The 12,613-nt window shown below is 50.7% G+C and carries 12 protein-coding genes; 7 read left to right on the forward strand and 5 right to left on the reverse strand.

Going from position 1 to position 12,613, the window contains the following annotated elements:
• Positions 1-249 precede the first annotated feature (249 nt).
• The 3 genes from KG118_RS16805 to KG118_RS16815 are packed head-to-tail and all read right to left on the reverse strand — an operon-like array spanning position 250 to position 1,386.
• Positions 250-723: an N-acetylmuramoyl-L-alanine amidase gene (locus KG118_RS16805; protein WP_213388579.1), complete on the reverse strand. Its 474-nt coding sequence runs from the start codon at positions 721-723 to the stop codon at positions 250-252.
• A gap of 4 nt (positions 724-727) precedes the next feature.
• On the reverse strand, positions 728-829 hold the full coding sequence (locus KG118_RS16810; RefSeq protein WP_158561019.1) for a smalltalk protein: 102 nt from the start codon (positions 827-829) through the stop codon (positions 728-730).
• 59 nt (positions 830-888) lie between these two features.
• The gene (locus KG118_RS16815; protein WP_213388581.1) at positions 889-1,386 is read right to left on the reverse strand and encodes an HU family DNA-binding protein; all 498 of its coding nucleotides are present in this window, start codon (positions 1,384-1,386) and stop codon (positions 889-891) included.
• A 329-nt stretch (positions 1,387-1,715) separates the two neighbouring features.
• On the opposite strand from KG118_RS16815, the gene KG118_RS16820 reads away from it, so the two are divergent.
• A complete protein-coding gene (locus tag KG118_RS16820) occupies positions 1,716-1,952 on the forward strand; it encodes a DUF4248 domain-containing protein (protein ID WP_118322930.1) in 237 nt (78 codons plus the stop codon).
• 485 nt (positions 1,953-2,437) lie between these two features.
• Here KG118_RS16820 and KG118_RS16825 read toward each other — a convergent pair whose 3' ends face one another.
• Both KG118_RS16825 and KG118_RS16830 read right to left on the reverse strand, forming a co-directional pair.
• Entirely contained in the window at positions 2,438-4,624 is a 2,187-nt protein-coding gene (locus KG118_RS16825; protein ID WP_117710278.1) for a VapE domain-containing protein, read from the reverse strand.
• Between the two features lie 136 nt (positions 4,625-4,760).
• The gene (locus KG118_RS16830) at positions 4,761-5,108 is read right to left on the reverse strand and encodes a hypothetical protein (protein ID WP_147331354.1); all 348 of its coding nucleotides are present in this window, start codon (positions 5,106-5,108) and stop codon (positions 4,761-4,763) included.
• Positions 5,109-5,639: 531 nt separating this feature from the next.
• On the opposite strand from KG118_RS16830, the gene KG118_RS16835 reads away from it, so the two are divergent.
• The 6 genes from KG118_RS16835 (at position 5,640) to KG118_RS16860 (ending at position 12,384) form a co-directional block, all read left to right on the forward strand.
• Positions 5,640-6,818: a DUF3575 domain-containing protein gene (locus KG118_RS16835; protein WP_213388583.1), complete on the forward strand. Its 1,179-nt coding sequence runs from the start codon at positions 5,640-5,642 to the stop codon at positions 6,816-6,818.
• A 24-nt stretch (positions 6,819-6,842) separates the two neighbouring features.
• Positions 6,843-7,754 carry a FimB/Mfa2 family fimbrial subunit gene (locus tag KG118_RS16840; RefSeq protein ID WP_117710281.1) on the forward strand — a complete coding sequence of 304 codons (912 nt, stop codon included), beginning with the start codon at positions 6,843-6,845 and terminating at the stop codon, positions 7,752-7,754.
• 62 nt (positions 7,755-7,816) lie between these two features.
• Positions 7,817-8,779 carry a fimbrillin family protein gene (locus KG118_RS16845; protein ID WP_117710575.1) on the forward strand — a complete coding sequence of 321 codons (963 nt, stop codon included), beginning with the start codon at positions 7,817-7,819 and terminating at the stop codon, positions 8,777-8,779.
• Between the two features lie 25 nt (positions 8,780-8,804).
• On the forward strand, positions 8,805-9,731 hold the full coding sequence (locus KG118_RS16850; protein WP_117710282.1) for a fimbrillin family protein: 927 nt from the start codon (positions 8,805-8,807) through the stop codon (positions 9,729-9,731).
• Positions 9,732-9,803: 72 nt separating this feature from the next.
• Positions 9,804-10,763, forward strand: coding sequence for a fimbrillin family protein (locus tag KG118_RS16855; protein WP_117710576.1), 960 nt, complete (start codon positions 9,804-9,806; stop codon positions 10,761-10,763).
• A gap of 25 nt (positions 10,764-10,788) precedes the next feature.
• A complete protein-coding gene (locus tag KG118_RS16860; RefSeq protein ID WP_117710283.1) occupies positions 10,789-12,384 on the forward strand; it encodes a hypothetical protein in 1,596 nt (531 codons plus the stop codon).
• Positions 12,385-12,613 lie beyond the last annotated feature (229 nt).

Raw genomic sequence — 12,613 nt, forward strand, 5'->3', positions numbered from 1 at the left:
AAGTAAGGGTTCTTACTCCGTTTCTGTCAGAATGTCAATCTATCGCCGCTCTCGTTCTCGAAAGCGGATGCAAAAGTAGGGGATTTAAAGATATGAGCCAAATATATCCGGCTCTTTTTACAATAAAAATTGAAACTTTTTCGTAACTCGCTGATTGATAAATGTGTTGTAAAGCATATTTTTCAAACGCTGACGGCAACCGAAGAAAGGGGACACATTATAATATATGCGGGCGTGCGTACGCGCGCATCACAGGCTCGCCGGATTGGGAGGAGGAGGTTCCCGAAGAATCGAGGAGGCGTCGAAACAGGGGCACTGCTTTACCCACTCCCCGGGTTCTATCTCACCGTCCGCGTCAAGGTCGGGGCTCAGGTCGCGATGACCGCAAAGACGGCTGCCGGGGTAGTCGCGAAGCAACAGCATCACGAGCACGCGGAGAGAATGCTTCTGGAAAGGGGTGCGGGTGTCACAGGGGCGGCCCCGTTCGTCAATGCCGCCTTCGTAGCAGATGCCGAGGGAATGGGCGTTATGCCCACGGGCGTGCGCGCCGGGGAGCTCTATCGGGCGCAGGGACTTTATATCGCCGTTCTTGCGGATATAAAAATGGTAGCCTGCGCCGGAGAAGCCCCGGCGCAGGTGGTCTGTTGTCAGGTCATCTTCCGTATAGCTGCGGTCGCAGCGCGTGGCGGAACAGTGGACAACAAGGAGGTTGATGAATCTCATGGTATCAGGCAGGCATAGCGTGTGCGCCCAAAGCGCCGAGAACGGCGGATGCCACTGCGATTACTATTTTTAGGAACTTGTCCCACCAGGTTGATTTGGTTGCCATTATGTTATTGGTTTTAGTATGAATAATGATGTTGGTTTTAGTATCAATGATGATGTTTACTATCCGAGCGGGTCTTCCTTGTCACCCTCGTCGGGAATCACGTCGCCGCCGCCATTGCCGCCGCCACCGGAGTTTTCACCGTCTATCGCCGCCTGCACATCGAGGAATTCAATCTTCTCCCCGGCACGTGTGGAAGTAAGGTTCGGCTTTACGCTACTCGATGCGCGGAAGTTTATCTTCACCGTCCGGATATTCTTGGACGTGCAATCCTTCACATCCGCCACACCCGCAGAGCGGGCGGAAAGGCTGAACACGCCGAAATCCTGAATATTCACCGAGTGCCCGTTGTACAGCGCCGTACGCATCGCTTCCACGAAGTTCGTCAGCACGCTCTTGATGTCGCCGTAGGAAAGGGAACTCTTCTCTTTCATCTCGTACGCAATGCTGTCCAGTGTCATGGTCTGGCCCATGGTCACAAGGCGCGGATGAAAAACTATCTCGGAATCTTTGTTTTTGGGGTCTTTCCGATAACCCACTTTCTTAAATGGTACTGCCATGTTAATTGAGAATTTAGAATTAAAAAATAAGGGGAGAAGGGAGGAGATTCTTCGTCGCAAGCTCCTCTGAATGACAGGATGATTTGCCAATCAGAGTTTTGAAGCAGCTCCTCTCCCTTTTTCCGTAGTACAAAGATACGGAACCGGGAAGCCCTGTTTTGTCGTACACGGGTGCGGTGGAATATGGATGTCAGTAGTTTGATTCCATTGAATTTCAACCGATTATAATACACTTTTCACTTCCGTAATCCATGTTTTTTCCGTATATTTGAGCTACAGTTAAGAGAGTAAAACAGCTATTATCAACCATTTAAAACAAAAGAAAGAAGATGGAAAACCATTGCATTGAAGAGCCGTTCATTATCCGTTCCTACCGGAAATCGGAGTTGGCACACCTGTACAATCCCGATATGCCGCTTGTGCCCGCCATGCGCAAGATGCGCTATTGGATAAAGAGAAACCCCGCACTGTACAACGCCATGTACAGTGCGGGAGAAGGGCCCGGAGACCACCGCTATACGAGGAGGCAGGTGAGGATGATTGTGGAGACGCTCGGAGAGCCGTAAAGGTTGTTAACGATTGTATTCACACACAAGTTAAAAACGCATATTGATTATGTTAAATGTTAACAGAAGCATTATTCAACTAAACCATGTTATAAAACGCGCCGATTCTCTCCGTAAATTTGGAGTTTTCAAAGAAGTCCGTATCTTTGCAGTGTGTTTTTCATAGTATTAGATTTAAGGTTAACAAAAAGATTGGCTGTCTGGGATAGATAGCCTTTTTTTATGGACAAGATTCTGCCTGTGCTGCAGGCTCCGCATAGTTTGCCTGTGTTGCAAATTCCGTATGATGTACATCAGAAGGGATTTGCAACACGGGCAAAACTTTTTTTGATAGGCAAGTGTTGAAATTTAGTTTATATCAAGAGTATCTGTCATTCAGAGCGAAGCGAAGAATCTCTTTTTTGTGTATATATCAAGAGAGTGGATTCTTCGCTTCGCTCTGAATGACAGATAGTATAAACTAATTATGCGCATATACTTACATCCTACTTCCTGAAGTTCGCCTCCACGTCCGCTTGTTGGATGTCCACCACTTCATATTCGGTGCTGCCCTGCGCGTTCGTACGGCTTCTGAACATATACTTCTCCAGCGATTGCACCAGAGCCTGCATCGCCTGACGGTTCACCTGCACCTTGCCGTAGACGGCTATCTTGGACAGTATGGCTGCGGCAGGCATCCACTTCACGCACAAATCTTCGGGAAGCGCCTTGCGGAAGTAGACGAAGAGGTTCTCCTCTACGGGGTCCTTCATGCGGTGCAGCTCGTTGTGGAGGTTCAGGAGCTCTATCTCGTGTCCCTCGAACCAGTAGCGATACTTCTCCTTCAGCAGCGCAAGCACCTGAGAGTAGACACCCGCATGGTTCACGGGCGTGCGGTAGTCCACCTCCTTCACCGTCACGGGGAGGAAACGGCGGTTGCCGCCGATGTCCTGCAGGCACTGGCGGTTGTTGGTGCTGCCGATGAACGAGGCATGGCGGACGAAGGTGAACGCCTGCGCGTCCCACACCTTGCGCTGCGTCACGTTCTCCTGCGTGATGATGCGCTTGAGTTCGGCAAGTTCGCCGGGCTTCACTCCCTCGAATTCCTCCATATTGATGATGAGACGAGTGGAAAGCAGCTGCGCATGGTCCTTGTTGCCGGGGTCTATCATGCCGTTGTAGAAGTACTCTTTCCACTGAGGGGGCAACAGGCGGCGTATCCATGAGCTTTTGCCCTTGCCCTGTTCGCTGTAAAGGATGAGGACAAGCTGGTTCATGTCTTCCTCGTTGAGGGCACACGCTACCATGCCCACGAGCCAGCGGCGGAAGCCCTCTGTCCACAGTTCTTGGTCGTCCGTGCGGACGGTGGCGGCAAGGGCACCGATGTAGTCCGTACCGTCCCAGGCGGGAAGGCGTGCCAGGTAGTCGAGGAAGGGGTTGAAGTCGGCGGCATAGTCGGAGTCGATGACGGACTTCAGGAAATTCTGAAAGCAGACGATGCCGGACATCTGGAGGTCTACGAAGATAGAGTTGTAGTCCTTGCCGCGCATAGGGCGGTAGATGCCTTTGCACGCCTCGCTGCCGGACGTGCCGGAGGTATCGGATGTGCCGGAAGCACCGAGCGGCAGAAACTCCAGACGGTCGAGGATGACGTTGCGGCGGATGCCGTAATGCTGTTCCAGAAACTCCATGACGCGGTTGATGAGGGGCCTCTTCTCCTCTTTCACCTTTTGGGCGGCTTCGGTCTTGCTGATGTAGGTGTAGGCGTTGCGCACGGGGGCGAGCACGTCCATGTCCTCCCGCCCGAAGTCACGCAGAATCAGCGTGCAGGCAGATGCCTCGCTGATGCCCTTGCGGTAGCAGCGGTTGCCGAGGATGTAGAGGAAGTTGTCGCGGTTGCCTTCGGTGAAGCGGTCGGTGCGCTTGGTGGTGCTGAGCGCCTTGCGGTATTCCATCTGTTCCCAGGGCTCTACGGTTGCGGGCGGCACGTCCGGCTTGCCGGCTGCCGGGCGGGGAGACTTACGGGAGGTGTCCGCGGACTTACCGGCGGGCTTGTCTGCGGGGAGGATGCGGGCGGGATAGTCGGGAATCTCCTCCAAGAGGGTACGGTTGAGGTATGCGCAGGGGTCGGAGGAGATGAAGAAACCCCGGCTCAGGTCGCTGCCGCTGGTATCTACCTGCACGCCTGTGAGCTGCTCGATGTGGCGGCGGGCGGCATCATACATCTGTGCATGGTACTTTTCGAGACTGTCGTAGCTGACTTCAGCGGCAGAGAAGGTCACCTCGCGCAGCTTGCAGGCGAAGGCGGTGCGCAGGAAGACGAATATCTTGAGGCCGTGCTGCTTGGGGCTGAGGAAGCACGCAAGCACATCGGGGTCGGACTCCACACGGCGGCGGAGGTCGGGAATCCGGTCGTCCGCCAGCCCGTCGATGTCTATGGTGACGGCGTGGTTGTAGCGGATGATGCTGTGGGGAAGTCTCCGGCGGGCGTAGTTGGCGGTGAGCGAGAGGTATGGAAGGGACTTCTTCAGTAGTTCGGCTTCCTTCTTCATGCCGCGCAGGGCAAAGTCGGTGATGCGGTGTACGATGTCGGCATACTTGCCGTTACGAATGTCTTCCATGACCGGAAGAAGCCCCGTTTCGCCTGAAACGGCGGAGAACCCTTTATAAAGGGTGATACAAAGATCTTTCATTGTCTTTTGTTACTGTGAGTTTTGAAGTTTATTGTGTGGGGGGGGAAGAGTTCTCTCCTGCCACCATACAAAGGTGGGGAGAAGCGGTGGAATATGCAAACGGCCCCTTTAGGACAAAGGAGCCGTTGCGCTAATTTCAAATGCGATGCCTTCCGGAAGAATCGTCCGCCCGGCACTCCTCCAATTCCTTTATAAGGTTGTGGAGTTCGGTCTCAAGACTCTCAGGAGTCATCTCGCGACAGGCGTCACGGCTGTTGAGAAAACGGAACAGGGTCATCAGCAATGCCACCCATGACTTTACATCGGCTTTCATACCGCTTTTCTTACGGATAAGAATGATGCGCGCCGCCGCTTGCAATATCTCATGCCGTTCGTGCTTCACCTCCGCCTGTTCAACCGCTGATAATTTGACACTTGCGGAGAACTTCTCCGCGTTGATACACTCATCGTTCAGGGTGACGGAATACCGTTCCTCCTCTATCACCGTGACTTTTTTAAAATAGTTTGTTTCATGCTTTTTTCTAATTACATTTAACAATAAAAAATGTTTAATTTTAAAAGCCGGGCAAAGGTAGTTGTTATTTCTCTTCACACAAGTAAAAAACGGAGGAATATAGTTAGAAATTCTATTTTTTCCGAATAAAAATCGCCGCGCGTTTTCGCGGTATATATCGCAGTATAATATATATGTACAGGGATTTTTCTTAAAAAAAAGAGAAATATACGCGCCTGCGCATACGTACATTATAAGAGGGGAAAAGTGTTTTTTAAACGTTCGTTTAATAAACACAAATATAAGGTTAAAAAAATTAGACAGCAAACTATTCGGTTTAAAAAAGCAGTCGGCAGAAAAAATAAAAACTATAAGGCTGATAACCAGTCATGTGACATTTATAAAAACTGGCAAACTACCCGGTTGCCGGCTTAACAAAAGCGTCGTTTCGGACTAAGCAAAAAAGGGTGTTTATTAAACGAACGTTTAAAAAACACCCCAACCCCAAAACCGCTCTGTCGAATGAAAGACAAGACACTTATTATCACGTTATTACTGCTATCCTCCTTAGGCATATATGCGCAAAAGGGAGCAGATACCACCAGCGTACTCCATTTCGTGAGTGGAAAAGATATGTTCTTTGTTCCCTATAAAGAGAATGCGCCCGAACTGGAAAGAATACGCACACGTATAAAACAGCATTACAGCCAGTTGCGTGCCGGACAGCTCTACATCTGCGTCAGCAGCTACGCCGCATCATCCGCACCGGGCATCACCGCCGACCGTATGGCCTACCTGCGCAACAATCGCGTAAAGTCCGAACTGATTCTTCACTACGGCGTCACCGAACAGATGTTCGTTACCGACCGCCGCATCCCTGAAGCCTACGGCAAAGAACAGCTGCGCGATGTAGTAGTAGTGACCCTTCCCGCCTCCGCAGAAAAGGTGGAAAGCATTGCCGGTCCTGCGGCAGCTGCCAAAGTGCGCTCCTACTACCATGAAGTGGCAGAAGTGCGCCTGAAAGCGGAACGGCAACTGGAGCATGAACGCCAACAAGAGCACGAACGCCAAGCCGCTGCCGCCCGCGAGCACGACCGCAGGGAACAACAGCGCCGTGCTGCCGACCGTGCCGAAGCCGAAATGAACCGCCGCCTTGCCGAACGCGAACGGCTGCAAGCCGACTCCATCCGCCGTGCCGGGCAACCCTCAAGCATCTCTTCTTCTCTCTCACTCCACTTCAACCTCCTTCGCTGGGCAACGCTCACCCCCGACCTCGGCATCGAATACCGCATCCCCCGCTCCCGTCTCGGAATCCTTGCGGGCGGTTCGTGGACATCGTGGAGCCGTGACAACCGCAACCGACGCTACGCCCTTTGGAGAGTCTCCCCCGAACTCCGTTACTATCTCGGCAAGAAGCAGCGCGGCTACCTCGGCGCCATGTACCACCTCGGCGAGTTCAACTACAAGCTGAGCGATACGGGCAAGCAGGGCGACTACCGGGGTGGCGGCATCACAGGCGGCTACCGGCTGACACTGAACCGCGCCCTGTCGCTGGATTTCCATGCCGCCCTCGGCTATACCCGTGCCGATTACGACAAATATACGGTGACAGACGGCGTCCGCATCCGCCGCGGCAGCGAAGTGAAGAACTATTGGGGCGTCAACAGGCTTGGCGTCATGCTGGTGTGGAAGCCCTTTTAAATGAAGAATGAAGAATGAAGAATTATGAGAATGTATAAACGGTTTTATATAATGTGGGCTGCGGCGGGTGTGCTACTCGCTTCTTGCGTGAAGGACGAGCTTTACAACACCCCGCATCCTGATAAGGGAGCGGTGCAGGTAACTACGGACTGGACGGGATGCTCCTCGGATGCTGTGCTGCCTGCCGACTATATTCTGCGCATCGGGAGTGAGGAGCAGACGGTGGCGCGCAGTTCCTCTGCAGAAGGCAGTGAAGCAACCGCATTCAAGTCGCTGCTCCTGCCGGAAACACAGAGCCTGTTAGCTTATCATCAGGCGGAAGGTGTTACTGTCAGCGGAACCACCGCCACGGTGAACACGCTGGAAGACGGCACGCTGAACCCCATGCCGGGATTCCTGTTCTCCGCGTCCAAAGAGTTAGAAATACAGAAGGACGATACGCTGAAGGTAACTGTACCCATGATGCAGCGCATCCGTACACTGGCGTTGACATTGAAACTGAAGCCCGGTGACGAACAACTTATTACTGAAACCGCCGCCACACTGACGGGCATCGCCTCCTCGGTGGATTTGGCTACCGGAAGCCTGACGGCTGCGGAAGGGAAAACGGTTGTTCCCATATTCACTATGGGAACGGGCGGCGGAGAAACCCGTGCCGCGGGAGACCCGATACTCACCGCCTCCCTGCGCCTGCCGGGCGTGATGACGGGCGAAAAACAAGAGCTGACCCTTGCAGTGACCCTGACAGACGGCACGGTGCAAAACGTTGTCACCGACCTGACCCAAGCTCTGAAGAACTTCGGCAGCGGCAAGATGGAACCGCTGGCGCTGGATGCCACGCTGACGCTGCCCGATGTGGAAGACAACGCAGCGGAAGTGAGCGCCACCATCAGCGATTGGAACAAGGTGGACTATGGAGAGATAGAAGCTGAATGACAGACAAACAGCGATACAGAAAACTCATACAACAGATGATTAAACCTATAAAAAACAATAAGATGAAAAAGTATTTCATTCTTCCCGCGGCACTGCTACTGGCACTGACCGCCTGCAACAGCGAAGAGGAAGCCACCGGAAATTCCGGTGAGAACATCCCGGTGAGCTTCACAGCGGATATTGCCGGACAACAGCCCACCCGTGCCTATGACCGGACTTGGGAGAACGGTGACAAGATAGGAATCTCCGGCACGTCGGGCGATGTAACGTACACCAACGTGGCCTACGAGACAACGAATGGCGACGGCAACTTTACCATCGTGCCGGGCGGCACGACGATTTATTATCGGACTACGGATGCCGTGACCTTCACCGCCTACTATCCGCAGACCGACTTGGCGGCTGACGTGGTCACTATCCCTGCCGACACTCGCGAACAGTCTGCACAGAAAAGCTTCGACTTCCTCCGGGCGCAGGGCACAGGCAGCAAGGCTTCAAAGAACGTGGCTTTCAGCTTTGCCCACAAGATGGCAAGACTGGTTCTGACCATCAAGCCCGGAACGGGAGTGAGCTACGAAGAGGTGAAGACTGCGAAACTGATGTTGAGCAACTACTTGTATAAAGGCTCTTTCAACGTCACCACCGGAACAGCCGCCGCCAAAGCCGAAACCCCGGCTGAATACAAGCCGTTTGCCAATAACGATGATACCGGGAAGGACTACAACGCACCGTCCGCAACGGACGAAGTGAAGCAAACCGTGACCTACTCACTGATACTGTTCCCCCAAAATTTTGATACTGCCTCCGGCATGACATTCGAAGCGGTGCTGGGGCAGACGCTTTCTACACAATTGGACTTCACCACAGCTAACCGCGATGCCCAGGACGCCGACCCGAAGAACGAACTCGTGACCGGAAGGCAGTATAACCTGAGCATTGTGCTCAACAAAAAAGAAGCGACCGTGACCGGATGCGAGATTTCTGCATGGAAAAACGCAAACGGAGGCGAGTTTAATGCCAACTGACAGATAACAAAAATATTATATCAAGATGAAAGCAATAAAGTTTTTAGTGATGGCAGCTGCGGCAACAGTCTTTGCAGCGTGCAGCAATGATACGGAGGTAGTGAACGACGGACTGGTGGCGGCACAGGTCAATGCCGAAATCTACAACATTGTAGGAACCCGAGCATCCGGCACAACATGGGCTGCTGATGATGAAATCGGCATATCTGTGACAAGTACCGGATTAACAACCGGAACCAATGTAAAATACACGTATGACAGCAAGAATGGCTTTACATCCTCTTCTCCTATTTATTTCCAAGACCTGCAAGAAGTAACCTTTAATGCTTATTATCCGTTCAATGAAACAGGTGAAACTATCAGCAAGACAATAACAGCCACAGACCAAACAGCGGCAGAGCAACCGAAAATTGACTATATGTTTGCTCGTGGAGCGACGGCAAGCAAGAATGCCCCAGCCGTTAATTTCAAAACAAGCGGCGATGAGGCAGGCACCAGCTTCCAGCATTGCATGAGCCAGTTGACGTTTGAATTCAAAGCCGGAACCGGTATTGATAATTTGAGCCAACTGACACAATACACCATCAAGAGTTTGAATATGGCGGGAACATTCGATACAGAAACCGGTGTGGCAGAAGCGAACACCACTGCTCCAGAAATAAAAGATTTGGTATTCTCGCTTTCCGGTATACAGGAGAATCCGTATACCGCTGAATCAGTTATCATTTTCCCACAAGGAACGACGAATAATACGTTCGATATTGAAATTACCTTTGCCGGGCAGACCTATAAAGCAACACTGGCTTTACCCGCAACTACGGATAACAAGTTCAAGGCAGGCTACAACCTCAAATACACCGTAACCATCAACAAGACAGGATTAACGATTGGAGATGCCGAGATTTTTGGCTGGAAGACGGTACAGGGTAATAATGGTTTCGCCGAGATGTAATAGTCATTGAGAATTTCTGAATCAGCTACGCCGCTGCCAGTGGCACAAAAGAAGGAAATAAAAAATTGGATTATGAAGATAGAACGATTATTTATCTATTGCCTGCTGGCAGGAACATTCCTTCTTGCCTCGTGCAGCAATGAAAACGATGTATCAGACGGCGACCGCCTGCCCGAAGGACAGTACCCCGTGACCCTAACCGCCACCGGACTGGGAACTACGGCGACAACACGCACCACGGCAGACGACCTCTGGGACAGCAACGAAGCTGTGGCGGTAAAGATAGGGGATGAAGTAAAAAATTATGTTACCGCTAGTTATGGCAAAAGAACCAAGCTGAATGCTGCGGAAGGTGTCATTCCATTCTACTGGCAAAGTACAGGTGACATCAAGGTTTCGGCGTGGTATCTCGGTACAGGATACGACAATGGCACTTTGCCAACGAAGTGGAGTGTACAAACAAACCAAAATCCCGACGGCTATCAGAAGAGCGACTTCCTCTATGCCCCACAAACCGACATTGACTTTAAAGGCACAAAGCCACTCACCTTTTATCATCAGACTGCCAAAGTGGTGGTAAACATCCGCAATCAGGGCGTGGTAAATCATGATGACGAGAATATAAAATCCGTAACGATAAATGCTGTTACGGATGGAGATTTCACTACAACTCTCACGAAAAATTGCGGTTTGTCGGCTAAGGCTGGTGTAAGTCCATTGGAAATCAATTTTTACAAACTTACGCAGCCAAACACCGTGTCATTCGATGGCGTAGAAGAAACCGCCCTTGCCAGCTATAAGGCATTGGTCATTCCGCAAGCGGTAAGTAATACGACTATCACCATAAATATGAAGGGATATTCGCCTTTTAAATATACTCCAACTGTCCCCGACCAATCCGGGAAATGGGCAGGCGGCACGCAGTACACCTACAATCTGACGATAGACGGCAAGGAAGTTAAAGCAAGCGTAACTACAAACGACATGACGTGGACAAAAGGCAACAGCGGCGGAGGAACAGTAGAAATCTAAAATAACCATTCAAACAGATTAAGATATGAAGACAATAAACATAAAACAACTTGCTTATACCTCGGTTGCAGCATTGTTGCTCGCTGCCTGCACAAGCGATGAACTGACGGACGGTACGGTGCAAGACTTGCCCGAAGGAAAATATCCCTTGCAAATAACCGACGTGAGCCTGACGGCGGGAAGCAGTGCAGAGCCGTGGGGAGCGGATGCTCCGCAAACACGTGTGTCGGAAAATACAACCAATGGTAACAACAGTGTGTGGACAAACGGAGACCTCATAACCGTACAAACAGGTGATGATAATACAAGTACAGGCACATACAGCGTGGATGTGGATGCAAGCGGAAATGTCACCGGGCTGACTACGAAAACAGCATTGTATTGGAAAAACAAAACCGCACAGAAAGTGAAAGGCTGGTATCCCAATGATATAACGAACGATATAAGTTTAAAGAATCAAGGAGTGAATGGCGCTGGCCTTGCCTATGCGCTTTATGCAGAAACGGCCAATACTGTGGATTACCAAACACAAACCCCGATAGAATTGCCATTCAGCCACCAACTCGCCAAGATACGAGTAGTATTGGAAGGCTCGGGAAAAGAGGAGGTGAAAGAGGTAAAAGTGTACACTTATCCTGCTTGCAAGTTCACTCCCAACGATGCCACCACAAAAATAACAGGCAGTGGAACTCCCGAATATATTCCTATGAAGAAAACAACCTACGACAATGGAGTGACTTATTGTTGGGAAGCGAACGTAGTGCCGGGCTACACGATAACGAAAGTCAAGATAGGAGATGTGGAATGTCTGCTTAATAATAGCGGAGTCACTCCCGTGGTGGGAAAATGGCATCAGATAACGATAAATGTGGAAAAGAAACCGATAGACTTTTCAGAAGGTGATGTGATTATAACAAACGATGGAAATTATCGTATTACCGGAGATAATTCCAACAAGGAATTTATAATACAATCTTTGAGTGGTGATTGGGGACCTACCATCAACGCTACAGTTACCCTTGAGAATACGACATTGGAAAGTATCTTCTTGACCGAGGCCAGTAGCGCAACTACAATCAATGCCACATTTATCATCAAGGGAACTGTAACCGTTAGCAAAGGGATAGTAACAAAATGCGGAGGTAGAGTAATTGTCAAAGGCACAGAAGGAGGAAAGTTGATTATTAAAAATCCCGACACCAATAATCCTGCCATAGGTAATTCGAACATTAGTGCTACAGGTACGGAATTAAAAATCGAAGATGTAACCATCGAAGCTACAGGTGGAGCAGGTGCAGCGGTTATAGGTACGAGTTGCGGATGGCCGGGTGCAGGAGTCGTTGGAGATATTACGATTAAGAACTCAAGTCTTATACTTACGGCTGTTCCACGCGGTGATATCAGGCCGGCTGTGATAGGAACAGGAGGAACAGACAACGGCGGACTCCGTTGTGGAAACATTAATATCTATCTGAAAGAAAGTCAAAGCAAAGAACAATTTCTACAAAATCTGAAGGGTAATTACAATCAACAAGTTGGAGTAGGTAGCGCATCGTCGTCAGGAAGTGTATCTTGCGGTTCTATTAACTGGTACAAATTCGATGGAAGTCCGGCAAATTGAACATCCCGAAGTGGCACTTCACGTTGTGGCTATCAGAGTTGATAATGAAAAAGCCGGGGCTTCATGCTCCGGTTTTTTTGTCTTGGCGCTTGAAGTATATCGCACCAATAATGGCTACTATCCTCCTTTTCTCTTTTAATCTTTATGCTTCGTTGGCAGTCATTCTGCCCCGGCGAATGTGTCCGTTCCGTCCCGCAAAAAAGCCCTCCACTCCCGGAGAGACCGGAAA

This window comes from Bacteroides propionicigenes (assembly GCF_018390535.1).
Lineage (GTDB): Bacteria > Bacteroidota > Bacteroidia > Bacteroidales > Bacteroidaceae > Bacteroides > Bacteroides propionicigenes.

What these genes read in the sequence shown, in the direction of transcription:
- KG118_RS16805 (WP_213388579.1), bottom strand. Translation starts at nt 723, where the DNA reads ATGAGATTCATCAACCTCCTTGTTGTCCACTGTTCCGCCACGCGCTGC.
- KG118_RS16810 (WP_158561019.1), bottom strand. Translation starts at nt 829, where the DNA reads ATGGCAACCAAATCAACCTGGTGGGACAAGTTCCTAAAAATAGTAATC.
- KG118_RS16815 (WP_213388581.1), bottom strand. Translation starts at nt 1,386, where the DNA reads ATGGCAGTACCATTTAAGAAAGTGGGTTATCGGAAAGACCCCAAAAAC.
- KG118_RS16820 (WP_118322930.1), top strand. Translation starts at nt 1,716, where the DNA reads ATGGAAAACCATTGCATTGAAGAGCCGTTCATTATCCGTTCCTACCGG.
- KG118_RS16825 (WP_117710278.1), bottom strand. Translation starts at nt 4,624, where the DNA reads ATGAAAGATCTTTGTATCACCCTTTATAAAGGGTTCTCCGCCGTTTCA.
- KG118_RS16835 (WP_213388583.1), top strand. Translation starts at nt 5,640, where the DNA reads ATGAAAGACAAGACACTTATTATCACGTTATTACTGCTATCCTCCTTA.
- KG118_RS16840 (WP_117710281.1), top strand. Translation starts at nt 6,843, where the DNA reads ATGAGAATGTATAAACGGTTTTATATAATGTGGGCTGCGGCGGGTGTG.
- KG118_RS16845 (WP_117710575.1), top strand. Translation starts at nt 7,817, where the DNA reads ATGAAAAAGTATTTCATTCTTCCCGCGGCACTGCTACTGGCACTGACC.
- KG118_RS16850 (WP_117710282.1), top strand. Translation starts at nt 8,805, where the DNA reads ATGAAAGCAATAAAGTTTTTAGTGATGGCAGCTGCGGCAACAGTCTTT.
- KG118_RS16855 (WP_117710576.1), top strand. Translation starts at nt 9,804, where the DNA reads ATGAAGATAGAACGATTATTTATCTATTGCCTGCTGGCAGGAACATTC.
- KG118_RS16860 (WP_117710283.1), top strand. Translation starts at nt 10,789, where the DNA reads ATGAAGACAATAAACATAAAACAACTTGCTTATACCTCGGTTGCAGCA.